Raw genomic sequence first — 23,305 nt, 5'->3', positions numbered from 1 at the left:
GCGGATTCGCATACGATTGTGGGTGTGGATGCCGCCGCACGAAACGTCCTGCCGATGCTTCCTGCCCTCGCCGCCTTGGCCGAGACGGGGCAGACGCTCGCTGCCGCCGATCTTCTGCAGATGCCGCAGCCCACGGTGAGCCGCATGCTCGCGCGCCTCGGTCGAGAGCTCGGCGTCGACGTGGTCGAGCGACACGGGCGTGGTCTGCGGCTCACCAGGGCGGGGGAGGCGCTCGCCCCGCACGCCGCCGCCGCGGTCGCGGCGGCCACGGCGGGCATCGAGGCGGTCCAGGCCCAGGAGTCAGGCGCCCGCGGACGGATCGCCCTCGCGTTCCAGAGCACGCTCGGCGAGCGGGTCGTACCGGCGCTGGTCAAGGCGTTCCTGCAGGAGCATCCGGGCACCTCGGTCGACCTGATCCAGACCTCCCGTCCGCGGTGCCTGGAGGCGGTCACCGACGGCACCGCCGAGGTCGCGCTGATCTCACCGCTCGAGGAGCGCTCCGGCATGCGCCAGCGGCGGCTGCACACCGAGCCTCTGGTCCTGGTCGTACCGCCCGGCCACCGCTTGGCCACACGCGTCCGGGTGAGCTTCGAGGAGGCCGGCGCGGAGACGTTCATCTGCATGAAGCGCGGCTATGGGATGCGTACGCTGCTCGAGGGTCTCGCTCAGGCCAGCGGCGTCACGCCGACGATCGGCTTCGAGGGCGACGACCTCGCCACCCTTCGGGGGCTCGTCTCGGCCGGCCTCGGCGTGAGCTTGGCACCCCGCGACCCGCACGGCGCCGCGGGCTGCGTCGAGGTGCCGCTGACGAACCCGGAGGCCGTACGTCACATCGGTGCCTGCTGGCTCGACCGCCCTCCGTCGACCCTCGCCGCCGCCTTCCAGGATCTGCTCCGGCGGCGGGGTCGGCGACTGACCGAGATCGGTTTACGGCCCCTGGGCGGCTGATCAGGAGTAGGTCGACGCGGTCTCCACGAGCACGTCGTGCAGGGCGAGCTCGGCGGCGCTTCGGACCCGACCCGTCCGTTGGGCGACGAGGACGCGCCGCGGGGGAGCGGTGTCGCCCAGGGAGATGACGCGTACGTCGGGGTGCTGGTTGACGGTGGCTGTTCTGGGGGCGAGCGCGATGCCCAGTCCGACGCTGACCATGGCCTGTGCCTCCTGGTAGTCGTTGGCCTGGAACGCGATGGTCGGGTTGAAACCCGCGGCGACGGCGCTCCGCTGCAGCACCTCGACGACCGGGTGTCCTCCCGCACGGATGATCCAGGGCTCGTCGGCGAGGTCGGCCATTCGGACAGTACGCCGCCGGGCCAGGCGGTGGGTGGCGCCGACGAGGAGCACGGTGGGGTCGGTGAAGAGCTCGGTCAGGACCAGCTCGTCGTTGTCGACCCGCTCCCAGGCGTAGTCCCACAGCAGGGACATGGCGACCTTGCCCTCCTCCAGCATGCGCACGAGATCGTCCTCGCGGCCGCTGTGGATCGTCAGCGCGATGTTGGGGTAGAGCTCGCGGTAGCGGCGGACGGCCAGGGGCAGGAACGAGCTGCCGATGGTGGGGAAGGTCCCGAGGGTGACGCTGCCGCGGCGTACGCCGGCGATGTCGGCGAGGTCCGACTCGGCAGCCGCGAGCTGGCGCAGGACCTTGCGCGCGTGGGTGGCGAGCACCAGGCCCGCGTCGGTCGGGGTCATGCCCCGGGCGTGGCGGTCGAGGAGGGGCTGCCCGGCCTCGCGCTCGAGCCTCAGGAGCTGCTGCGAGATCGCGGACGGTGTGTAGCCCAGTGCGGTGGCAGCGCTGGTCACTGACCCTTCCTCCACGATCGCCAACAGGATCTGCAGCCGTTTGATGTCGAGCACGGCCCCCAGTCTGCATGAAGTCGCGCTACATGGCCATGAAGGGGCATGCAGCGCTGCTTCACCCGCGTGCCGTCCTCGATCGGCGCAGACGCCCGAGTTGAGCGTGCAGTTCTACTTCATGGTCGTGTGCAGATTCGTGATTGTGCTACACGTCACCCGGCTCCAGTCTGAGGGCGTCCGGAACGCCCGGACGACTCGGCTCAGGAGGCAATATGCGCGAGATCGCCGCGACTTGGATGCGGGGTGGCACCAGCAAGTGCTGGGTCTTCCGTCGCGACGACCTGCAGGTCCCGGACCTGTCCGTCGACGAGGTGCTGCTGCGGATCTACGGCAGCCCTGACCATCGCCAGGTCGATGGCGTCGGCGGCGGTACGTCCACCACGAGCAAGGCGGTCATCCTGGCGCCCTCGGCGACGTCCGGGGTGGATGTGGAGTACACGTTCGCCCAGGTCGGCATCGAGGAGGCCAAGGTCGACTGGGGGAGCAACTGCGGCAACTGCTCCGCGGTGGTCGCTTCGTTCGCGATCCGCGAAGGATGGGTGCAGACCGGCACGCCGGAGACGGCCGTCCGGGTCCTCAACACCAACACCGACCAGCTCATCGTGCAGCGCGTGCCGACCCCCGGAGGCGTACTCGACGAGGACGCGTCCGAGGCCATCCCCGGCGTTCCCTTCCTCGGCGCGCCGGTGCGGATGGGCTTCGTCGACCCGGCGGGCCGGAGCACCGGACGGCTCTTCCCGACGGGGCATCAGCGCGATGTCCTGCCGGAGGCCGTGGGCGGTGTGACCGTCACGCTCATCGACGCGGGCGCGCCGGTCGTCGCGGCCAACGCCGCCGACTTCGGTGTGCGCGGCGAGGAGGACATCGCCGAGCTCGACCTGGTGCCCGGCCTCCTGGCCCGCCTCGATGCCGTACGTCGAGAAGCCGGAGTCCTGATGGGGCTCGCCCCGACGCCGGATGCCGTCGCCCGGGCCGTACCGAAGCTCGCGCTCGTCTCCGCTCCCGATCCGGCGAACGAGGAGCGCACCGACCTGACCGTGCGCATGCTGTCGATGGGGCGCTTCCATCCTGCCGTGCCGGTGACCGGCTCGGTGGCGCTGACGCTGGCCGCCGACGCCCCCGGGACGGTGGTTCACGACCTCGTCCCGGAGGGGCGGCCCGCTAACGGCCTGCGGCTCGGAACTCCCGCGGGCAGCGTGAGCACCTTCGCCGAGGAGCACAACGGCGTCCCCGTCGTCGGCGTCGTACGCACCTACCGCCGTCTCGCCCACGGATCCGTCGTGCTGCCGGACCCGCCGCTCCTGCCGTCCGCCTCGGCTTGACCATCCGACCCCTTGACACGGGATGCCCGTGTGAGGCTCGCTACACCTGGAGGAACCCATGACCCAGCACGTCGAAGAAGAGGACGTGGCCACGACCGCAGACGAGGATGCCGGCCCGACGCAGGACCCGCCGGAGCGAGCTGCGCCGACCCCACGACTCGCCGGAGCCGTCCTCGCCGGCTTCACCGCGTTGGCGGTGGGCGTCTCCGTCCTGGGCGGGGACTTCCTGAACCCGGCCGCCTCCACGGCCGACGGCGACTACTCGGGTGAGACCGTCGCGATGATGATCCCGCTGGCCGAGGGTGGTGGCACGGACACCTGGGCCCGGTTCGTCGGAGCCGAGCTGACCGAGGCGGTGCCCGGCTCGCCGGGCCTGGCTCCGGTCAACGACGACGGCGGCGAGGGGATCCTGGGCACCAACCACTTCATGACCTCGGCGAAGACCGACGGCACCGAGGTGCTGGTCAGCACCGCCTCGACGGTGGTGCCGTACCTCCTCGACATGCCGGCGGTGCGCTACGACTTCAACAAGCTGCGGCCCGTCCTGGCCAACGGCACCGGCGCGGTGGTCTACGCCCGGACCGGAGCCGGGGTGGACGGCATCGAGGACCTCGTCGACCGGGACGAGCCGCTCATCTTCGGGGGCATCGCGGCGACCAGCCTCGACCTCACGACCATGCTGGCCTTCGACCTGCTCTCCGCCGACATCGACTCGACCTTCGGCTTCGAGGGCCGCGGCCCGGTCAACCTCGCGCTCCAGCGCGACGAGGTCGACATCGACTACCAGACGACCTCGTCGTACGAGCCCGCGGTCGAGCCGCTCGTCGAGGACGGCACCGCGGTGCCGCTCTTCTCGCTCGGGCAGGTGAACGAGGACGGCGAGATCGTGCGCGATCCCAACTTCCCGGACCTGCCGACCGTCGTCGAGGCGTACGAGAAGCTCCACGGCAAGCAGCCGGACCCCGACGCGCTGGAGACCTACCGCGCCATCCTGGCGCTGACCTACACCTACCAGAAGGCGCTCTGGGTGCCCGAGGACACACCGGACGAGGCGGTCGAGCTGCTGCGCTCGACGGCCGACGACATGGGCGGCGATCCCGCGTTCCAGAAGTCCGCCGCCGAGGTGCTCGGTGGCTATCCGCTCGACGCCTCACCCGACCTCCCCGACCGGATCGGCGAGGCGTACCAGGTGGACGAGAGCGTCCGCCAGGACGTCCTCGAGCTGCTCGAGACCGACTACGACATCACGATCGACTGAGGGCAGACACATGACCGACGCAGCCTTCTCTGCCCTGGCCTCCCTGGCCGACCCCTCGCTCCTCATGATGCTCGCCGTCGGCGTGGTGGCCGGTCTGGTGATCGGCCTGATCCCGGGGCTCGGCGGCACCGGCGCGGTGGCGATCCTCCTACCGGTCACGTTCGGCATGGAACCCGAACCCGCACTCGCGATGCTCATCGGAGCACTGGCCGTGGTGCACACCTCGGACACGGTCGCCGCCGTCCTGCTCGGCGCGCCCGGCTCCGCCTCGGCCAGCGTGACGATGCTCGACGGCTACTCGATGGCGCGACAGGGACAGGCCAAACGCGCCCTGTCGCTCGCCTTCCTCTCCTCGATGGCCGGCGGCCTGATCGGGGCGGTCGGACTCACCCTCGCGATCCCGCTGGCCCGGCCCCTGGTGCTGTCCTTCGGCAGCCCGGAGCTCTTCATGCTGACCATCCTCGGGGTCTCGCTCGCGGCCGTGCTCTCGCGCGGCAACGTCGTCAAGGGCCTGACCGCCGGCCTGCTCGGACTCCTGCTCGGTCTCGTCGGCACCTCGCCCACGACCGCCGAGGAGCGGTTCTCCTTCGGGTCGCTGTTCCTCAGCGACGGCATCTCCCTGGTCGCGGTCGCGCTGGGTGTGTTCGGGCTGGCCGAGATCGCCAGCCGGGTCGGTCAGCGACGAGTCACCGAGAAGCCGGTGGAGCTCACCGGCGGCTGGGGATCCGGCATCCGCGAGTGGCTGACCCACTGGACTCATGTCATCCGAGGCGCGCTGATCGGCATCTGGGCCGGTGTGCTGCCCGGCGTCGGCGCCACCGCCGGCACCTGGCTCGCCTACGGGCAGGCAGTGGCGACCGCCAAGGACAAGCGGAAGTTCGGCAAGGGCGACCCCCGTGGCATCGTCGGTCCGGAGAGCGCCAACAACTCCGTCGAGGCCGGCGACCTGATCCCCACCTTCCTCTTCGGCATCCCCGGCGGCGTGCCGTCGGCGATGCTGCTCGGGATGCTGCTGACGTACGGCATCCAGCCGGGGCCGGCGATCGTCACCGACCATCTCGACCTCATGTACCTGATCGTGTGGGCGTTCGCGATCGCCTCGGTCGCCGGAGCGTTCCTCTGCTTCCTGGCCACCGGCTCGCTCGCCAAGCTCACCAAGGTGCCCTTCGCCGTGCTCGGGCCCGGCCTCCTCGTGGTGATGCTCCTGGGCGCGTTCCAGGAGGGTGGCCAGATCGGCGACCTGTGGGTGATGGTCGCGCTCGGCGTGGTCGGCTTCTTCCTCAAGGCCACCGGGATGCCGCGGGCTCCGTTCCTGATCGGCTTCGTCCTGGCCATCCCGATGGAGCGCTACTACTACCTGACCGCCAGCCTGTACGACGGCGCATCCTGGGTCGCGCGACCCGGCGTGCTCGTCTTCGCCGCGCTGCTGATCGTGCCCCTGGCGTGGTCCCTGATCAAGAGGCTCCGGCGAGCCTCTGGGGCTGCCGACGACGGCCACCGGGACGAGCACGAGAGCGATGACAAGGACGGCGACGAGCTCGAGGGTTCGCTGGCCCGTACGCCCTGGTCCCTCGCTGTCGCCGTCGTCGCGGTGCTGGTCTTCGCGGGCGCGCTGTGGGTGAGTGGGTCGTTCTCCGCAGAGGCCGCGTTGATGCCGCGACTCGTGGCCGTCGGTGGTCTGGCTGCGGCACTCATCCTGACCTGGCAGGAGCTGCGCGCGAGGCGGCAGGTCACCCGGCGCGACACGGTCGATGACAGCCTCGAGCCGACGGGTGGCTCCGGTGCGACTATGGTCGCCACCCGTGCGGACCACGCGGTCGACGCCCGAGCCCTGGCTCGGCGTCACGACCTGGTGATCGCCATGCGCACCTTTGTCGCGATGGCCGCGTTCCTGGTCCTCGTCATGCTCGGCGGCTACCTGGCGGCGACCCTGGTGTTCACCCCGGTGTTCCTCCTGTACGCAGCCCGCACCCGGCCGCGTACGGCGATCATCTACACCCTCGTCCTGGGTGCCGTGCTGCTGGCCCTGCCGTCGCTGCTTCCGGTCGACCTGCCGATGGGACTGCTGCAGTGACCGCGCCGACCTCTCGCCCGTCCACGCACCACCGAAAGGAACGCCGATGACCATCGTCGTCGCGTACGCCGACACCCCGCCCGGACACGCCGCCGTCACGGCCGCGGTCGCCGAGTCCCGAGAGGGAGAGGCCGTGGTCATCGTGCCCGCCGTGCGCGACGAGCGGGTCCCCGACGTCGAGGAGATCGAAGGCCGGTGGCCGGAGCTCGCCGGCCGGGTCGAGGTCGAGCGCGGAGACCTGGGCGACCCCAGCGACACCGTCATCCAGGTCTCCCAACGGCTCGACGCGCGCCTGGTCGTCCTGGGCCTGCGCGCGCGGACGCCGGTCGGAAAGCTGGTCTTCGGCAGCACCGCCCAGCGGATCCTGCTCGACGCCACCTGCCCGGTGCTCGCGGTCAAGCCTTCCGTGGCTGCTACCTGAGCCGCCCGGTGCCGCGGCATCAGCCAAATGGATGATTCCTGGTTCAGTCCTGCTCGCGATGATCTGAGACGACGCCGCTGGTGGAGTTGTCGGCATGGCAGATTCTCTGGTTCGTACGCGGTCGGGTGCTCGTCCGCATGTCGCAGACAGGTTGACCTCCCGCCGTGGGGCCTGGGTGGCGCTCGGTCTCGCGGTGGTCGTGATGGCGGTGCTCTTCGGGGCATTCGCCGGGGCGGAGGCCCCGGCGCAGACCGGGCAGGCGCCGGCGGGGTCGGAGTCGACGCGGGTGGGCGAGCTGCTGGAGGAGTTCCCCGGTGCGGATCGACAGTCCGTGCTCGTCGTCGCCTCCCGGGAGGACGAGGGTGCTCTCTCCAGCGGTGATCTCGACGGCCTCGAGCGGCTCGGCGTCGAGGTGGGTGCGCAGGCCGCGCCTGGCGCCGCCGGTCCGATGCTCAGTGAGGACGGGAAGGCAGCGGCTCTCGCCGTCCCGATCACGGTCGGCGCCGACAACGCCGAGACGGCGGGGGTGGTCAAGGCCCTGCGTACCGACATCGCGGTGCAGACGCCAGACGGGCTCACCCTGCAGGTGACCGGCGGGCCGGCGTTCGGGGCCGATGCGGCCGCGGCGTTCGACGGCGCCGACTTCACGCTGCTGCTGGTGACGGTCCTGATCGTGGCGGTGCTGCTGATCATCACCTACCGCTCGCCGGTGCTGTGGCTGATCCCGCTGCTCGTGGTCGCCGTCGCCGACGCGCTCGCCGGGCGGGTCACCGCGGCGGCGGGAGCGCTGTGGGACTTCGGGTTCGACGCCGGCATCGTCAGCGTCCTCGTGTTCGGCGCGGGGACGAACTACGCGCTGCTGCTGATCTCGCGATACCGCGAGGAACTGCAGCGGACCGAGGATGACCGGCTGGCGCTGAGCACGGCCTGGCGGAAGACGGTTCTCGCGATCCTAGCCTCCAACCTGACAGTGGTGCTCGCCCTGCTGACGCTGGTCCTCGCCACGATCCCGATGACCCGTGGGCTGGGCGTCCCCGCGGCGATCGGTCTGCTGATCGCCCTCGTCGCGGTGCTGTTCGTGCTCCCGCCTGCCCTGGCGGTGTGCGGGCGGCGACTGTTCTGGCCGTTCGTCCCGCGCCCGGGTCAGTCGCGTGACCAAGGCGCGGTCTGGCGCGCGGTCGCGTCGCGGGTGGTGAAGCGTCCGGTGGCGAGCTTGCTGGGCGGGCTCGTGCTGCTCGCGGTGATGGCCTCCGGCCTCTTCGGTACGTCGGTCGGGCTCGACCAGATCGAGAAGTTCCGGGTGCAGTCCGAGTCGGCTGCCGGTCTGGAGACGCTCTCGGCGCACTTCCCGCCCGGCGAGGCCCAGCCGGTCTACATCGTCACCGACAGCGCGGCCGCCCCGGAGGTGGCCGCGGTCGCCGGCGAAGTGGAGGGCGTCGTGCGCGCCCAGCCCGCCGGAGTCACCGACGACGGGTCCCTGACGAAGATCATGGTGACCAGCGACTACTCGCCCGGCACTGAGCGGAGCCTCGACCAGATCACCGACCTGCGGGAGGTGGTCCACCCGATCGAGGGCGCGGATGCGCTCGTCGGCGGTGCGGTCGCGACCGAGCTGGACGCCGCCGAGGGGAGCGAGCGGGACCTGTTGGTGATCGCGCCGCTGGTGCTCGCGGTGAGCTTCCTCGTGCTCCTGGTCCTGCTGCGTTCGCTGGTGGCACCCGGACTGCTGCTCCTGGTGAACCTCGCCAGCGCGGTCGCCGCGATCGGCGCCGGGGCCTGGCTCAGCCGCGTCCTCTTCGACCAGCAGGCGCTCGACCAGCAGGTGCCGATCCTGGCGTTCCTGTTCCTGGTCGCGCTGGGGATCGACTACACGATCTTCCTCGTCCACCGGGCGCGCGCGGACGCGGCGCGGCTCGGCACCCGGGTAGGCGTGATCGAGGCGGTCGCCCACACCGGCGGTGTGATCACCAGCGCGGGCATCGTCCTCGCCGGGGTCTTCGCCGCTCTCGGTGTGCTGCCGCTGGTCACTCTCGGACAGCTGGGCCTGATCGTCGGTGTGGGCGTGCTCGTGGACACCCTGGTGGTGCGTACGGTGATCGTGCCGGCGATCTTCGCCCTGGTGGGCGACCGCATCTGGTGGCCGGGACGACTGCAGCGGGCCGGGGGAGAATCGAGCACATGAGTGTCGTACACGCGCCGTTGAGGCAGCCAGGCGTCTCGCATCAGGGCCCGGCCGCCTCGACGGTGCGGGCGATGGAGATCGGGCAGCACGTCATCGCGGTCGTGCTGACGGCGATCGGCGTCAGCAGGGCGATCGGCGAGGGGGTGCCGCTTCCTGCCGCGGTCGTCTCGGGGCTGGCGATCCTCGGGTGGCACACCGCCGGCACGATACTGCCGGCCAGGACGGGCTCACGGGACCTCCCGGTGTGGTGGCTGCTCGGCTTCGCGGTGATCTGGGTCGCCGCCGTCGCGGTCTCGGACGAGTTCGTCTGGCTCGCGTTCCTGCTGTGGCTGCTCGCCGGGCATCTGCTGCCGCTGCGCTGGGGCCTGGTCTTCTCGGCGGCGATCCTCGTGGTCGTCGTCGTGGCCCCGATCCTGCACCGTGGCACGACCAGCTACGCGGACGTCTTCGGACCGCTCATCGGCGGCATCTTCGCGTTCGGCATCTCCCGCGGCTACCTGCAGCTCCTTCGCGACGCCGCGGAGCGAGAACGGCTGGTCACCTCGTTGCGGAAGGCTCAGCAGGAGATGGCCGAGCTGCAGGACGAGCTCCTGCTCGCCCAGCGCCACTCCGGAGCGATCGCCGAACGCACCCGGATCTCCCGAGACATCCACGACACCATCGCGCAGGCGCTCTCCTCGATCCGGCTCCTCACCCACGCCGGAGGCAACCGCACCACGGACCCCGAGTCCTCGCGCACCTTCGCGCAGGTCGAGGCGCTGGCGGGCGACAGCCTCGCGGACGTACGCCGGATCGTCGAGGCCCTGGCACCCGCCGAGCTCGAGGACGCCGCCCTCGCAGCGGCGCTCCGGCGCATGCTCGACCGCACGAAGGACGAGACCGGCCTGCACGTCGAGCTCCATGTCGACGACACGCTCCCGCTGCTGCGGACCGAGGTCGAGGTCGCGCTGCTCCGCACCGCTCAGTCGGCCCTCTCCAACGTACGTCTCCACGCCGGGGCGACCCGGGTCGTCCTCACGCTGACCGACGACGGTGACTCGGTGCGGATGGACATCAGCGACGATGGCGACGGGTTCGATGTCGCCGCCTGGGAGCAGGACGCCGATGCCGGCTCGTCCAGCTATGGCCTGCGTTTCATGCGGGCCCGTCTTCGCGAGCTCGGAGGTGGACTCGACGTGGAGAGCACGCCCGGTGAGGGCACTGCCGTCTCCGCGCATCTCCCGATCCACATCGAGGGGTCGAGATGACCACGGTGCTCCTCGTCGACGACCACCCGGTCGTACGCAGCGGCCTGCGCGCCGTGATCGAGGCCGGCGATGCCCTGACGGTCGTCGGGGAGGCCGCCACCGGCGAGGAGGCGATCATCCTCGCCGGTCACCTCCATCCCGACGTCGTGCTGTGCGACCTGCGTCTGGGGAGCGGGATCGACGGCATCCGGACCACGGTCGCGCTCCGCGCCCTCGACCCGGCGCCGGCCGTGCTGATCCTGACCACCTTCGACCGCGACGCCGAGGTGCTCGGTGCGATCGAGGCCGGCGCCGCCGGCTACCTGCTCAAGGACGTCGACCCCGAGGTCATCGTCCAGGGAATCCACCGCGCCGCCGCAGGCGACATGGTTCTCGCTCCGGACCTGGCCACCCGGGTGCTCAAGGGCATGCGCAGCCCGCTGCCGCGGTTGACCGATCGCGAGATCGAGGTGCTCCGACACCTCGCCAGGGGCGCGACCAACAAGGAGATCGCGCGCACCCTCTTCGTCACCGAGGCGACCGTGAAGAGCCACCTCGCGCACATCTTCACCAAGCTCGACGTCGACAGCCGCTCCCGGGCCATCCACGTCGCCCAGGAGACCGGCCTGATCTGACCGACCGGGCCCGCCTCAGGTCTCGACGAGTCCCGACTGGTAGGCCCACACGGCGGCCTGGAGGCGGGACTTCACGCCGAGCTTGGGCATCATCCGGGCCAGGTGGGACTTGACCGTGGAGACCTCGAGGACGAGTGCCTGGGCGATCTCCTCGTTGGACATGCCCTCGGCCAGGTGGAGAAGGATGTCGAGCTCGCGGGTGGTGAGGACCTCGCTGGCGCGCGCGGCGGTCACGGGCTGCGTACGCCTGCGGGTGACGACCTCGCGGAGGACGCGGCGGGTCAACGAGGTGTCGAGGGTGCCGTGGCCGGCGGCGACGGAGCGTACGGCGGCGACGATGGCATCGGGGTCCGCGTCCTTGAGGAGGAAGCCGGAGGCGCCGGCCTCGAGGGCGCCGAAGACGTAGTCGTCGATGTCGAAGGTGGTCAGGACGAGCACCGGGATCGGGTCGGTGACGTCGGGACCGCACAGCTCACGGGTGGCGCTGATGCCGTCGCGGCCAGGCATGCGGATGTCCATGCAGACCACGTCGGGGCGCAGCGCGAGCGCCCGCTCGACAGCGGCGGCACCGTCCTCGGCCACCGCGACGACCTCGATGTCGGGCTCGGTCTCCAGCAGCGTACGCAGCCCGGCACGCACCAGCGGCTGGTCGTCGGCGACCACGACGCGGATCATCCGGCCACCTCCGCGGTCGCGGTGGCGGGGATCCGCAGCCGCGTCTGCCAGCCGCCCTCGGCGGTCGGTCCAGCCTCGAGGGTCGAGTCGGTCAGGTCGGCGCGCTCCTGCATGCCGATCAGGCCCAGGCCGCGCCGACGCGGCGTCCCGGCGGGGATGATCGGCGGCGGCCCGTTGCGCACCGTCACCACCACCTCGGCCGGATCCCGGGCGTCCAGGACCACCTCGCACCGGGCACCCGGCGCGTGCCGGGCGGCGTTGGCGAGGCACTCCTGCACGGTGCGATAGGCCGAGAGTTGGGCGAGCGGCCCGACGCTCTCGGTGACGGAGCCGGCCCCCAAAGTGGAGAACGACACCTCGAGCCCGGCACGACGGGCGTCGTCGACAAGCGAGCCCAGCTCGGACAGGCGCTCGTGCCCGCTCGCCTCCTCGGCCTGCCCCGGACTCCGCAGCAGCGTGACCAGGCCACGCAGCTCGCGCAGCATCGCGGTGCTCTGGGTGCGGACCTGGCGTACGGACTCCTTCGCGCCGGCCGGGTCGGTGTCGATCTGCCGTTCGACCGCGCCTGTCATCACCGCGATGCCGGTCAGATGGTGGGCGGCGATGTCGTGGAGCTCGCGGGCCATCGCCGTACGCTCCTCCGCGATCGCCGCGGCGATCTGGGCGGACTGCTCGCGGTCGACGGCGTCCGCGAGGTCGGTCCGGGCTGACCGCGCGTCGCGGCGTGCGCGCACGGTGGCGGCGAGCAGCGCCGGAGCGGCGATCACGCCCGCGCCCTGGACGAGACCGGCGAGGACTGCGGTGCCGACCGGAAGGCCGATGCTCGTCTGGCTCAGGCAGGTGCCGAGCGCGACCAGCAGACCGGCACCGGTCAGCGCCCCCGCGAGGGCACGGGCCCGGCGGGGGAGCGGCGTCGCGATCACCGCCGACCACACCGCGACCAGGACGGCCGCCGAGGCGAGGCTGGTGGTGTCACCCGCTCCGCTGACCGCCAGCACGACCGAGGCGGCGGCCACGACCAGCAGCACCGCCAGCGGCCGCGACCGCCGCTCGAGGAGCACCGCCGCCTGGGCGGTGAGCACCACCAGCGCGACCCACCAACCCGCGCTGCCGAGCGCGGGACTGCCGCCGATCTCGGCGTCGGCCGAGTCGAGGCTGGGCGCGGCCACCAGCAGCGTCGTGGTGATCAGCCAGACCACCACGGGAGGTATCAGTCGCGGCACCATCCGGGTCGTCTCGTCGCTCACGCCATCATCCTTTCCGCAACAGGTCCCGGTCGCCAGCATCTTTCGATGCAAGTGCGAAGGTTCGCTCTTTTGCCCGGCGCGACGGGACCGGCCCCGTTCCTAGGTTCAGGTCAGGAAAAGCGACCCATGCCGAAAGGGAACGACCATGACCACGACCACGACCCAGCCAGTGACCCAGCCGGATCAGGGCTTACGAGCATTTGTCACCCGCCACCAGCTCTCCACCTTCTTCGTGCTCGCCCTCGCGGCGAGCTGGCTGGCCTGGACACCGTACGTCCTGTCCAACAGCGGCCTCGGCGTCTGGGACCTCACCTTCCCCGGCGGCATGATCGGCGGCCAGCTCCTCGGGATGCTTCCGGGGGCGTATCTCGGCCCGATCGGCAGCGCCGCGCTGGTCACCGGGCTCGTCGGCGGCCGGGCCGGCCTGCGGGCCTGGGTGGTCGGGATGTGGCGCTGGCGGGCGAGCTGGCGCTGGTACGCCGGCATCCTGATCGGCGTCCCGGCCACGATCATCATCGCGACCCAGGCCGTCGGTGGGCAGATGGCGGCGCCGTCGCAGGCGTGGCTGTTCGTGCTGGTGGCGTACGTCCCCGGGCTCATCCTGCAGATGATCACCACCGGCCTCGCCGAGGAGCCGGGCTGGCGCGACTTCGCCCTGCCCCGCCTGCAGCGGAAGGTCGGGCCGCTCGGGTCCGCCTTCGTGCTCGGCCCGATCTGGGCGCTGTGGCACATGCCGCTCTTCCTGACCGACTGGGCCGGCTGGCCGGACGTGCGCTGGTACGCCCCGCTCGTCTTCGCGGCGTTCTGCGTCACCTTCGGGATCGTGATGACCTGGGTCTTCAACCGCACCGGACAGAGCCTGCCGCTGGCGATGCTCCTGCACACCAGCGTCAACAACTACGCCTCGGTGGCCTCCACCGAGCTCTTCCCGGGCGTCGACGCGGACCGGTTCCAGCTCGCGGTTCTGCTCGCCGCGGGGATCGGCGCGGCGATCGTCATCGTCGCCACGCGCGGCCGGCTCGGCTACGACACGAGGCGTTAGTCGGCGGCCGCCTGGACGGGCTCCCGGAGGGTCTCGGCCCCCGGGGCGCCGTCCTCGGCCGCAGTGAGCAGGAACCGGAGCCGGGTCAGCACCAGGCCCGCGGTGAGGGTGCCGCCGATCACGACGACCGCCCACAGATGGCCGAGGCCGCTGCCGATGAGGGAGCCGGCCAGCGCCGGGCCGAGGATCTGGCCGAGGGTCAGGGTGAGGCCGAGGGACGCGTTGTAGCGGCCGCGCAGGTGGTCGGGGGCGATGGTGTTCGCCAGCCCGGTCACGATCGGCGCCCACAGCGTCTCGCCGAGGCCGAAGATGGCCAGGCCGATCACGACGGCAGCGATCGCGCCGGCGACGGGCATCAGGTCGGCGGCCGCGAGCACGCTCCAGGCCAGCGACCAGGTCAGCACGGCGCAGGCCAGTGCGGTCGTACGCCGCCACCCGGAGGTGAGCCGCAGCAGGATCACCTGCCCGCACACGATCACGGCGGCGTTGGCGGCGAAGGCCCAGCCGAGCGCGGTCGCCGGCACCCCGGCCACGTCGACGGCGTAGGCGGTCGCGCCGGCCTCGAGCTGTCCGTAGCCGAAGGTCACCGCGAGCACGCCACAGGCGACCAGGGCCACCGCCCGCCGGTCGCGCAGCACCTCGCCCCAGGAGCCGGCGGTCGCGTCCTCGGCGTCGTCCTCGCCGGTCCGAGCGGGGGAGCGGACCAGAAAGGCCAGTACCGCGGCGTAGACCAGATAGGCGACGGCGTCGCACAGGTAGAGCACCTGGAACGTCTCCGGACGCGCGACGTCGATGAGGAACGCGCTGACCAGACCACCCACGCCGATGCCCGCGTTCAACCCCAGGAAGGCGAAGCCGTAGGCCCGCTCGCGGTCCGCGGCCGGGACCATCCCGGCCAGGAGCGTCGTCGTGCCGGGCCACAGGGGGGAGGCGCCCACGACCACGCCGGCCAGCACCGCCATCGTCGGGACGGTCCCGTCGACGAAGCCGAGCGACCCGATCGAGACGGACTCCACGATCAGCGCGGCGATCAGCACCGCGCGAGGCCCGAAGCGGTCGAGGAGCGCTCCGACCCCGGGGGCGGCCGCCAGGCCGACCAGACCCATCCAGGCGAACATCCAGCCGGCTGTCGATGACCCGAGGTCCTGGACCTGGGCCATGTAGACGTACAGGAACGGAAGGGTCAGGCCGTTGCCGAGAGAGGCGAAGGCGAAGCCTGCGAGCACGCGGGTGGCCTGGGTGGGGGAGTGCGGCACGGGTGTGATCGTCCTCTCTCTGGCCCACCTGTCTGGCGGGGACGCGTTTAGGGTAGCCTCACTTAGGTTCGCCTAACCTAATCCCCCCGTGTCGAAGGAGACCAGTGAGCGCACCGCACTTGGAGCATCTGTTCCACCCCGACAATGCTCGTGAGTACACCAGCGGGATCACCGAAGCAATCCGGCTGCTCGTCGACCAGCTCGCCACCCTCTCGGGCCCCACCACCGGAATCTCGCCCGAGACGGCCGCAGGACCGGTCGCCGAGGTCGACCTGGACAACCCCCTCGTCGACGGCGCCGCCGCGCTGGCCGAGGTCAGCAAGCTGTGGCTCCAGGACGCCGTCTGGTTCCACGACCCCTCCTATGCCGCCCACCTCAACTGCCCGGTCGTGATCCCCTCCCTCGTCGGGGAGCTGCTGATCGCGGCCGTCAACACCTCGATGGACACCTTCGACCAGTCCGTGGGCGGTACGTTCATGGAACGTCGCCTCATCGACTGGACCGCCGCCCGCGCGGGCTACCCGGAGGCGACCCGCGACGGCATCTTCACCAGCGGCGGCAGCCAGTCCAACCTGCAGGCGCTGCTCCTGGCCCGCGGTGAGGCGGAGCGCCGCGGCGTACCTCTGGACCGGCTGCGCTTCCTGACCTCCGCGGACAGCCACTTCTCCATCGCCAAGTCGGCCCGCCTGCTCGGCATGGGCGACGCGGCCGCGATCGCGATCCCGACCGACACCGAGCACCGGATGGACGTCGTCGCTCTGCGCGAGGCGCTCGACGAGTGCGTCGTCGACGGTCTCGTCCCGGCCGCTGTCGTGGCCACCGCGGGCACCACCGACTTCGGCGTCATCGACCCCCTCCACGCCATCGCCGACGCCTGCCAGGACTTCAACGTCTGGTTCCACGTCGACGCGGCGTACGGCGGTGGGCTGCTCGCCTCGCCGAAGTATCGCCACCTGCTCGACGGCATCGAGCGGTCGAACTCGATCACGATCGACTACCACAAGACCTGGTTCCAGCCGGTCTCCTCCAGCGCGCTCCTGGTCCGCGACCTGGCGACCATGCAGCACGCCTCCTGGTACGCCGACTACCTCAACCCGCGGGAGTCGGAGAACCCGAACCAGGTCGACAAGTCCCTGCAGACCACCCGCCGCTTCGACGCGCTCAAGCTGTGGCTGACGCTGCGCACGATGGGCCCCGACCAGATCGGCGCCTACCTGGAGACCGTGATCGACCTGGCGCGCGAGGTCTACGACATCCTCAGCGTGCAGCCCGACATCGAGGTCATCACGCCCTCCCAGCTCTCCACGGTCGTCTTCCGCTACGTCGACCCGCACCTGGACGAGGACGCGCTTGGCGACCTCAACCGACGCATCCGTGCCGAGATGTGGAGCGGCGGCCGCGGCGTCGTCGCCGCGACCAAGGTCGACGGCCGGCAGTTCCTAAAGCTCACCCTGCTCAACCCCAAGGCCTCCGTTCAGGACGTACTCGACATCATCGAGCAGGTCCGCACGCTGGGCCGCGCCGTTCCGGAGGTCGCCCGATGAACGCACCCGCCACCGTGTTCTCTGACCCGTCAGGTCACGTCCACGACCTGATCGGCATCGGCCTGGGCCCGTTCAACCTCGGCCTGGCCGCCCTCGCCGACCCGATCGACGAGCTCGACTGTCTCTTCCTCGAGGGCCGCGACCGGTTCGACTGGCACCCCGGGATGATGCTCGACGAGGCCACCCTGCAGGTGCCGTTCCTCGCCGACCTGGTGACGATGGCCGACCCGACCTCGCGGTTCAGCTTCCTCAACTTCCTCAAGCAGACCGGCCGGATCTATCCGTTCTACATCCGCGAGAACTTCCTGCCCCACCGGCGCGAGTACAACCAGTACTGCCAGTGGGTCGCCGAGCGGCTCGACTCGGTGCGCTTCGGCCAGCAGGTCACCTCCGTGGAGCACGACGGGGAGACGTACGTCGTCACCACCGCCTCCGGCGAGACCCATCGGACCAGGCGGCTGGTGCTCGGGACCGGGACGAGTCCGCGGGTGCCCGAGTGTGCGGCCGAGGCCGTGGCCGCGGAGGGTCCGGCGCTGCACAGCGCCGAGTACCTGGCCCGCAAGGACGAGCTCGTCACCCGTCGCAGCATCACCGTCGTCGGCAGCGGGCAGTCGGCCGCCGAGGTCTACCTCGACCTGCTGACCGCCCAGCCCGACCACGACTACCAGCTGGCCTGGCTGACCCGCAGCCCGCGGTTCTTCTCGATGGAGTACACCAAGCTCACCCTTGAGCTGACCTCCCCGGAGTACTCCGCCTACTTCCAGGCGCTTCCGAGAGAGAAGCGTGACCGGCTGCTGAAGGCGCAGCAGAGCCTCTACAAGGGCATCTCGGGCGACACCATCGACGCGATCCACGAGGCGCTCTACACCCGATCGGTCACCGAGGCGGCCGAGACCACGCTGCTGACCAACACCGAGGTGCGCGGCGTGACCCGCACCGGGAGCGGCTACCACCTCGCGCTGCACCACGTTGAGCAGGAGGAGGACTACGAGATGGCGACCGAGGCGCTCGTCCTCGCCACCGGCTACCGCGCCGGCATCCCGGCGTTCCTGGAGCCCGTCCGAGACCGGCTCCGCCTGGACGAGCAGGGGCGCTACGCCGCCAGCTCGACCTTCTCGGTCGACACCGCCGACCGCGAGATCTGGGTGCAGAACGGCGAGGAGCACACCCACGGCTTCGTCGCCCCCGACCTCGGCATGGGCGCCTACCGCAGCTCGGTGATCCTCGCCGCCATCCTCGGCCGGGAGCCGTACCCGCTCGAGAAGCGGGTCGCCTTCCAGGAGTTCGGCGTCCCCGACCGGTTCCGGATCTTGTCCAAGCACAGCCAGCCTACGGAGGAGAACCGATGAGGATCACGATCGAACCGCTCGAGATCGAGGCCCACCTCGCCACCGTCCACTCCTGGGTGACCCACCCGCGCTCGGCGTACTGGATGATGCTGGACGCCACGCTGGAGGATGTCGCCGCGGAGTACGCGCGCATCGCCGGCCACCCGCACCACGACGCCTGGCTGGGCCGCGTCGACGGCGTGCCGGCGTTCCTGGTCGAGACCTACGACCCCGCCCACAGCGAGCTCGCCGGGATCACCCACGTGCCCGACCTCGCCGCCGGCGACCTAGGCATGCACGTCCTGGTCGCGCCGACCTCGGGCGAGCCCGTCACCGGCTACACCACCCGGGTCTTCCGGGCGGTCATGCGGCACTGCTTCGCGGACCCCGGCGTGCGTCGCGTGGTGGTCGAGCCGGACGTACGCAACGAGGCGATCCGCCGCAAGAACACCGAGGCCGGCTTCGTCGAGCTGCGCGAGATCAGCATCGGGGAGAAGACCGCGATGCTCTCGGTCTGCACCCGGGAGATGTACGCGGCCGCCCACCTGCGCCCGGAGAACCTGCGCGTCGCGCACCGCCACCTGGTCGCCAAGGCGATCGCGGAGTTCAGCCACGAGCGCATGATCGCGCCCGTGGCCACCGACACGGGCTGGGAGCTTCGGGGGCCGTCCTCGACGTACTCCTTCACCGGCCGCCGCTTCCAGCTCGAGCACTGGGTGGTGGACCCGGCCTCGATCGTCCGGACGACCGGGGGTGAGGAGGCCGAGGTCGACGCGCAGGCGTTCGTCGCCGAGTTCGCGCCCGATCTCGCGATCCCGGACAAGCTGCTGCCGACCTACCTGGAGGAGCTGGCGGCCACCATCGCGTCGGCCTGCTGGAAGCTCGAGCACCAGACGCTGACCGCCGCCGACCTGGTCGACGCCGATCACCAGAGCGTCGAGGGCGCGATGAGCGAGGGCCACCCGGCCTTCGTCGCCAACAACGGCCGGATCGGCTTCGACATCGACGACCACGCCCGCTGGGCGCCGGAGACGAGCAACGACCTGAGCCTGCTGTGGGTCGCCGTCTCCCGGGACCAGTCCCACCTGGCCCTGGGCCGCGGCGAGGACGAGCGAGCGCTCTACGAGGCCGAGCTCGGCGAGGCGACGCTGGCCCGGTTCGCCGCGAAGCTGCGCGGGCTCGGGCTGGACCCGGACGGGTTCCGCTACCTGCCGGTCCACCCCTGGCAGTGGCGCCACAAGCTCGCCGTCACCTTCGCCACCGACGTCGCCGCGCGCCGGATCGTGCTGGTCGGCGAGGGCGAGGACGTCCACCGCCCGCAGCAGTCGATCCGGACGTACTTCAACACCAGTCGTCCCGAGCGGCACTACGTCAAGACCGCGCTGTCGATCCAGAACATGGGCTTCATGCGGGGGCTCTCGCCGGCGTACATGGCGGCCACCCCGGTCATCAACGACTGGGTCGCCGACCTGGTGGAGGGCGACGCGGAGCTGAAGGAGCGCGGCTTCGGGGTGCTGCGCGAGCTCGCCTCGATCGGCTGGACCGGCGACGTCTTCCACGCCCTGCCGAACCCGTCGCCCTACCGGAAGATGATCGCCGCCCTGTGGCGGGAGTCGCCGGTGCCGCGCCTGTCCGAGGGGGAGCGGTGCGCGACGATGGCGGCGCTGCTCCACCGCGACGCCGCCGGTGCCTCGTACGCGGCCGAGCTGGTCCGCGCCTCCGGGCTGCCCGCCCGCGAATGGGTGCGCAGCTACCTCGACGCCTACCTGCGCCCGCTGGTGCACTGCCTGCTGGCGTACGACCTGGCGTTCATGCCGCACGGCGAGAACCTGGTGATGGTGCTGCGCGACCACGTCCCGGTGCGGATGTTCATGAAGGACATCGGCGAGGAGGTGGCGGTGATGGGCGACCTGCCGCTGCCCGAGGAGGTCTCCCGGATCCGCGGCTCCTTCCCCGACGACGTCAAGGCGCTGGCCGTCCACACCGACATCTTCGACGGGGTGCTGCGCTACGTCGCCGCGATCCTCGATGATGAGGGGGTGCTGCCGGAGACCGAGTTCTGGGCCGAGACGCGGGCCTGCATCGTCGACCACGCCGCAGACCACCCCGAGCTGGCCGACGCGGTCGCGCGCTACGACTTCCTCCGCGCGCGCTTCCGCCACTCCTGCCTCAACCGGCTCCAGCTGCGTAACACGCTGCAGATGGTCGACATCACCGACCAGGCCGAGTCGCTCATGTTCGCCGGCACGTTGGCCAACCCGATCGCATGAGCGAGCGCGAGCGAGCGAGTCATGGGGTCAACATGCCGCCGCGTCCGTACTCTGGCGCTTGCGCTACGGATGTGGCGGCATGAGCGTTCTCCTTCGGGACGAGTGGGGCATCCCGCACGTGCGGGGTGCCTCGCTCGCCGAGGTGGCCCGGCTGCAGGGCTGGTCCACCGCGCGGGACCGCGCGTGGCAGCTCGAGATCGAGCGGCTGCGTGGCGAGGGCCGCACCGCCGAGCTGCTCGGCCCGGCCGGGCTCGAGTGGGACGCCTTCGCCCGCCGCGCCCGGCTGGCGGCGGTGGCGCAGACGGCCTATGCGCGCCTCGACGAGGAGACGCAGGAGTTCCTGACGGCGTACGTCGAGGGCGTCCGCTCCGGTCTGGAGGGAGCCTCCTGCCCGGAGCTCGACGGGGCCGACGGGCTCGGGCCCGCGCCGGGGACCTGGCAGCCGTGGACGCCGCTGGCGGTCTTCTGGGTGCAGCAGATCCTCTTCGGGTCGTTCCCCTCGAAGCTCTTCGGCGCCCGAGCGGCGCGGGTGCTCGGGACCGACGCCGAGCTGTTCCGCACCGAAGGGTTGACCGGGGGACTGTCCGGCGGCTCCAACGCGTACGCCGTCGGCGGTGGCCGCACCCGATCCGGTCTGCCGCTCGTGGCCGGTGACCCGCACCGGGTCTTCGAGGCGCCCAACGTCTACCTCCAGGTGCGGCTGGCCTGCACCGACCCCGACGACGCCTTCGACGTGGTCGGGATGACCTTCCCCGGCGTACCCGGCGTGCAGCACTTCGCGCACGCCGGTCAGGTCGCGTGGGGGATCACCAACGCGATGGCCGACTACCAGGATCTCTACCGCGTCGATCTGCGCTCGGGCCGCGATGTGGTGCGGCGGAGCGTGGAGACGGTGCTCGTCCGGGAGCAGGAGCCGGTCGAGGTCGAGGTGCTGGAGACCGATCGCGGGCCGGTGGTCCTCGGCGGTTCCGACGAGGGCTGGGGAGAGGTGCTGCGCTCACCCGGCCACGAGCTCGGCGACCTCGGCTTCGGGGCGCTGCTGCCGCTGCTGCGGGCCCGATCGGTCGCCGATGTCGAGGCCGCGGTGGAGCACTGGGTCGAGCCGGTCAACAACTGGGTGATCGCCGACGTGGCGGGCGACGTCGTCCACACCGTCGGCGGTCGGGTGCCGCGGCGCGACGAGGCGGGGGAGTGGACCGGCTGGGTCGACCCGCTGCCGCGGCGTACGGCGTCGGCGGATGGTTCTGTCGTGACCGCCAACGACCGCTGCATGCCGGAGTTCGACGTGCTCGCGGCCGGTTTCGCGCCGCCGTTCCGGGCGCACCGGATCGCGCAGCTCCTCGACGAAGCCGGCCCCCTCGACGCTGAGCAGGCGGTGGCGGTCCTCGCCGACACCACCCAGACCGCGGGCAAGCCGCTGCTCGCGCTGGTCCCGGCCGATCTGCGGCCCCCGGCACTGGCCGGGTGGGACGGCGCGATGGACGGCTCGCCGGGCGCGGCGTGGTACGCCGCGGTGCGTGCCGAGGTCGTCGACCGGATCTGCGCGGCACCGGTGCTCGCGCCGCTGCGGGAGCCGTCGGAGCACGGGCCCCTCTACGAGCCGTGGTTCAGCCTGTCCGCGCGGGTGGCCGGTGCCCTGCACATCATCCTGGCCGCCGAGAAACCCTTCGGTCTGGACCCGCGAGCGCTCGTCGCCGAGGCTGCGAAGGCCGTACGCGACGCCGGCAGCGAGCCGACGCCCTGGCCGGAGGGCCACTGCTTCTGGCCGCTGCACGCGCTGGAGCAGTTCGACCTCCCGCACACGCGGACCGTCCCTGCCACCCCACTGTCCGGCGACACCGACACGGTGCGCTGCAACGCCTGGATCCCGGGCACCACCGTGTCCGTCCGGGGCTCGGTGGCGCGCTACGCCTGGGATCTGGCTGACCGCGACGACAGCCGTTGGGTCGTACCCCTCGGTGTCAGCGGGTCCCCGGACAGCCCCCATCACATCGATCAGCACGACGCCTGGGCCAGGGGAGGCGCGATCCGCGTCGTCACCGACTGGTCCCTGCTCACCGAGGAGAAGACATGCCCCTGACCATTCGTGACCTGGAGCCGTCGGCCGACATCGACCTGTTGTGCGGCTGGCTGCACGACGATCGGGCCCGGTTCTGGGGCATGGTCGAGAAGCCGCGCGAGGAGATCGAGGAGATCTACACGTGGCTGCAGGAGCAGCCCCATCTGGCTGCGTACATCGTCGAGCTCGACGGCGATCCGGTCGCGCTCTTCCAGACCTGGGACCCCGAGGTCGACGAGCTCGGCGCCTTCTACGATCGCCGCCCCGGCGACATCGGCGTCCACCTCTTCCTGGCCGACACCCCGACCCGCAAGGGCCGGACGGAGGAGGTCCTCGAGTTCTTCATCGAGGAGGTCATCTCCAAGTCCGGCGCCCGCCGCGCCGTCGTCGAGCCCGACGCCTCCAACGAGGCCTCCCTCGCCAGGCTCGACGACTACGGCTTCAAACGCGGCCCTGTCGTTCAGCTTCCGCACAAGGTCGCCCAGTACGCCTTCCTCGACCTTCCCTGACTCATGCCAGCTTCGAGGCGACCTCGTTGAGGTCGGCGCGGAGCTTGGTGCGGTAGGCGTCGTGCTGCTCGGGCAGCCGGCCGTCGCAGAAGGCGGCCAGGTCGGTCCCGGTCACTTCGATGACCGAGCGCCCGGCCGCGGCCTCGGTCTCGAAGAGATCGAGGACCTCGCGGAGGATGGCGACGATGTCCATCCCGTCGCCGGCGGTGAAGCGCCACATGTAGCTCTTCATCTCGCCGTAGACGGTGCGGTAGTCCGCGGGCAGTTCGGCGGCACGGGCCTCCATCCGCTTCCAGTCCTTCTTGTCACCCACGAGGCGGCTGAGCAGGTTGTTCATGGTGGTGCTCCTTTGGATCGGTTGGTGGCTCCTGTTTGGGGCCGTGAAAGAAGCGTGCAGCCCTGACGT

19 protein-coding genes are annotated in these 23,305 nt (G+C 71.3%); 14 read left to right on the top strand and 5 right to left on the bottom strand.

What is annotated here, in order from left to right; all coding sequences use genetic code 11:
- Window positions 1-24 precede the first annotated feature (24 nt).
- On the top strand, window positions 25-948 hold the full coding sequence (locus tag ABZY89_RS21050; RefSeq protein WP_355230315.1) for a LysR family transcriptional regulator: 924 nt from the start codon (window positions 25-27) through the stop codon (window positions 946-948).
- Here the strand turns inward: ABZY89_RS21050 and ABZY89_RS21045 are convergent, their stop codons facing one another.
- Window positions 949-1,851, bottom strand: coding sequence for a LysR family transcriptional regulator (locus tag ABZY89_RS21045; protein WP_355230313.1), 903 nt, complete (start codon window positions 1,849-1,851; stop codon window positions 949-951).
- Window positions 1,852-2,063: 212 nt separating this feature from the next.
- On the opposite strand from ABZY89_RS21045, the gene ABZY89_RS21040 reads away from it, so the two are divergent.
- The 7 genes from ABZY89_RS21040 to ABZY89_RS21010 all read left to right on the top strand — a co-directional run bounded on the left by ABZY89_RS21040 (window position 2,064) and on the right by ABZY89_RS21010 (window position 10,969).
- Window positions 2,064-3,173, top strand: coding sequence for a PrpF domain-containing protein (locus tag ABZY89_RS21040; RefSeq protein ID WP_355230311.1), 1,110 nt, complete (start codon window positions 2,064-2,066; stop codon window positions 3,171-3,173).
- A 58-nt stretch (window positions 3,174-3,231) separates the two neighbouring features.
- Entirely contained in the window at window positions 3,232-4,431 is a 1,200-nt protein-coding gene (locus ABZY89_RS21035) for a hypothetical protein (RefSeq protein WP_355230309.1), read from the top strand.
- A 10-nt stretch (window positions 4,432-4,441) separates the two neighbouring features.
- Window positions 4,442-6,505, top strand: a complete 2,064-nt coding sequence (locus ABZY89_RS21030) for a tripartite tricarboxylate transporter permease (RefSeq protein ID WP_355230307.1) — start codon at window positions 4,442-4,444, stop codon at window positions 6,503-6,505.
- A 46-nt stretch (window positions 6,506-6,551) separates the two neighbouring features.
- Window positions 6,552-6,926: a universal stress protein gene (locus ABZY89_RS21025; RefSeq protein ID WP_355230305.1), complete on the top strand. Its 375-nt coding sequence runs from the start codon at window positions 6,552-6,554 to the stop codon at window positions 6,924-6,926.
- A gap of 94 nt (window positions 6,927-7,020) precedes the next feature.
- On the top strand, window positions 7,021-9,108 hold the full coding sequence (locus ABZY89_RS21020; protein ID WP_355230303.1) for an MMPL family transporter: 2,088 nt from the start codon (window positions 7,021-7,023) through the stop codon (window positions 9,106-9,108).
- Window positions 9,105-10,355 carry a sensor histidine kinase gene (locus ABZY89_RS21015; protein WP_355230301.1) on the top strand — a complete coding sequence of 417 codons (1,251 nt, stop codon included), beginning with the start codon at window positions 9,105-9,107 and terminating at the stop codon, window positions 10,353-10,355. The genes ABZY89_RS21020 and ABZY89_RS21015 overlap by 4 nt, the downstream gene beginning before the upstream one ends.
- Window positions 10,352-10,969: a response regulator transcription factor gene (locus ABZY89_RS21010; protein ID WP_355230299.1), complete on the top strand. Its 618-nt coding sequence runs from the start codon at window positions 10,352-10,354 to the stop codon at window positions 10,967-10,969. The genes ABZY89_RS21015 and ABZY89_RS21010 overlap by 4 nt, the downstream gene beginning before the upstream one ends.
- A 15-nt stretch (window positions 10,970-10,984) precedes the next feature.
- Here ABZY89_RS21010 and ABZY89_RS21005 read toward each other — a convergent pair whose 3' ends face one another.
- Both ABZY89_RS21005 and ABZY89_RS21000 read right to left on the bottom strand, forming a co-directional pair.
- A complete protein-coding gene (locus tag ABZY89_RS21005) occupies window positions 10,985-11,644 on the bottom strand; it encodes a response regulator transcription factor (RefSeq protein ID WP_355230297.1) in 660 nt (219 codons plus the stop codon).
- The gene (locus ABZY89_RS21000) at window positions 11,641-12,891 is read right to left on the bottom strand and encodes a histidine kinase (RefSeq protein ID WP_355230295.1); all 1,251 of its coding nucleotides are present in this window, start codon (window positions 12,889-12,891) and stop codon (window positions 11,641-11,643) included. The genes ABZY89_RS21005 and ABZY89_RS21000 overlap by 4 nt, the downstream gene beginning before the upstream one ends.
- A gap of 145 nt (window positions 12,892-13,036) precedes the next feature.
- Here ABZY89_RS21000 and ABZY89_RS20995 point away from each other — a divergent pair, with 145 nt between their 5' ends.
- Entirely contained in the window at window positions 13,037-13,933 is an 897-nt protein-coding gene (locus tag ABZY89_RS20995) for a type II CAAX endopeptidase family protein (RefSeq protein WP_355230293.1), read from the top strand.
- Here the strand turns inward: ABZY89_RS20995 and ABZY89_RS20990 are convergent.
- The gene (locus tag ABZY89_RS20990; protein ID WP_355230291.1) at window positions 13,930-15,189 is read right to left on the bottom strand and encodes an MFS transporter; all 1,260 of its coding nucleotides are present in this window, start codon (window positions 15,187-15,189) and stop codon (window positions 13,930-13,932) included. The genes ABZY89_RS20995 and ABZY89_RS20990 overlap by 4 nt on opposite strands.
- Window positions 15,190-15,293: 104 nt before the next feature.
- Between ABZY89_RS20990 and ABZY89_RS20985 the strand changes: the two genes are divergently transcribed.
- The 5 genes from ABZY89_RS20985 to ABZY89_RS20965 all read left to right on the top strand — a co-directional run bounded on the left by ABZY89_RS20985 (window position 15,294) and on the right by ABZY89_RS20965 (window position 22,899).
- Window positions 15,294-16,733: an aspartate aminotransferase family protein gene (locus ABZY89_RS20985; protein WP_355230290.1), complete on the top strand. Its 1,440-nt coding sequence runs from the start codon at window positions 15,294-15,296 to the stop codon at window positions 16,731-16,733.
- A complete protein-coding gene (locus tag ABZY89_RS20980; protein ID WP_355230288.1) occupies window positions 16,730-18,082 on the top strand; it encodes a SidA/IucD/PvdA family monooxygenase in 1,353 nt (450 codons plus the stop codon). Before ABZY89_RS20985 ends, ABZY89_RS20980 begins: the two co-directional genes overlap by 4 nt.
- On the top strand, window positions 18,079-20,331 hold the full coding sequence (locus tag ABZY89_RS20975) for a GNAT family N-acetyltransferase (protein WP_355230287.1): 2,253 nt from the start codon (window positions 18,079-18,081) through the stop codon (window positions 20,329-20,331). The genes ABZY89_RS20980 and ABZY89_RS20975 overlap by 4 nt, the downstream gene beginning before the upstream one ends.
- Window positions 20,332-20,410: 79 nt before the next feature.
- Window positions 20,411-22,411 carry a penicillin acylase family protein gene (locus tag ABZY89_RS20970; protein ID WP_355230286.1) on the top strand — a complete coding sequence of 667 codons (2,001 nt, stop codon included), beginning with the start codon at window positions 20,411-20,413 and terminating at the stop codon, window positions 22,409-22,411.
- Entirely contained in the window at window positions 22,402-22,899 is a 498-nt protein-coding gene (locus ABZY89_RS20965) for a GNAT family N-acetyltransferase (protein WP_355230284.1), read from the top strand. The genes ABZY89_RS20970 and ABZY89_RS20965 overlap by 10 nt, the downstream gene beginning before the upstream one ends.
- A 1-nt stretch (window position 22,900) precedes the next feature.
- Here ABZY89_RS20965 and ABZY89_RS20960 read toward each other — a convergent pair whose 3' ends face one another.
- Entirely contained in the window at window positions 22,901-23,236 is a 336-nt protein-coding gene (locus ABZY89_RS20960; protein ID WP_355230282.1) for a DUF1048 domain-containing protein, read from the bottom strand.
- Window positions 23,237-23,305 lie beyond the last annotated feature (69 nt).

It is taken from the genome of Nocardioides sp. NPDC006303 (assembly GCF_040613175.1).
Lineage (GTDB): Bacteria > Actinomycetota > Actinomycetes > Propionibacteriales > Nocardioidaceae > Nocardioides.
Note: the sequence above shows the minus strand (reverse complement) of the source record. Positions and strands in the feature narration are given on the sequence as shown.

Coding starts and splice junctions, on each gene's coding strand:
- ABZY89_RS21040 (WP_355230311.1), top strand. CDS start 2,064: ATGCGCGAGATCGCCGCGACTTGGATGCGGGGTGGCACCAGCAAGTGC.
- ABZY89_RS21035 (WP_355230309.1), top strand. CDS start 3,232: ATGACCCAGCACGTCGAAGAAGAGGACGTGGCCACGACCGCAGACGAG.
- ABZY89_RS21030 (WP_355230307.1), top strand. CDS start 4,442: ATGACCGACGCAGCCTTCTCTGCCCTGGCCTCCCTGGCCGACCCCTCG.
- ABZY89_RS21025 (WP_355230305.1), top strand. CDS start 6,552: ATGACCATCGTCGTCGCGTACGCCGACACCCCGCCCGGACACGCCGCC.
- ABZY89_RS21020 (WP_355230303.1), top strand. CDS start 7,021: ATGGCAGATTCTCTGGTTCGTACGCGGTCGGGTGCTCGTCCGCATGTC.
- ABZY89_RS21015 (WP_355230301.1), top strand. CDS start 9,105: ATGAGTGTCGTACACGCGCCGTTGAGGCAGCCAGGCGTCTCGCATCAG.
- ABZY89_RS21010 (WP_355230299.1), top strand. CDS start 10,352: ATGACCACGGTGCTCCTCGTCGACGACCACCCGGTCGTACGCAGCGGC.
- ABZY89_RS21005 (WP_355230297.1), bottom strand. CDS start 11,644: ATGATCCGCGTCGTGGTCGCCGACGACCAGCCGCTGGTGCGTGCCGGG.
- ABZY89_RS20995 (WP_355230293.1), top strand. CDS start 13,037: ATGACCACGACCACGACCCAGCCAGTGACCCAGCCGGATCAGGGCTTA.
- ABZY89_RS20980 (WP_355230288.1), top strand. CDS start 16,730: ATGAACGCACCCGCCACCGTGTTCTCTGACCCGTCAGGTCACGTCCAC.
- ABZY89_RS20975 (WP_355230287.1), top strand. CDS start 18,079: ATGAGGATCACGATCGAACCGCTCGAGATCGAGGCCCACCTCGCCACC.
- ABZY89_RS20970 (WP_355230286.1), top strand. CDS start 20,411: ATGAGCGTTCTCCTTCGGGACGAGTGGGGCATCCCGCACGTGCGGGGT.
- ABZY89_RS20965 (WP_355230284.1), top strand. CDS start 22,402: ATGCCCCTGACCATTCGTGACCTGGAGCCGTCGGCCGACATCGACCTG.
- ABZY89_RS20960 (WP_355230282.1), bottom strand. CDS start 23,236: ATGAACAACCTGCTCAGCCGCCTCGTGGGTGACAAGAAGGACTGGAAG.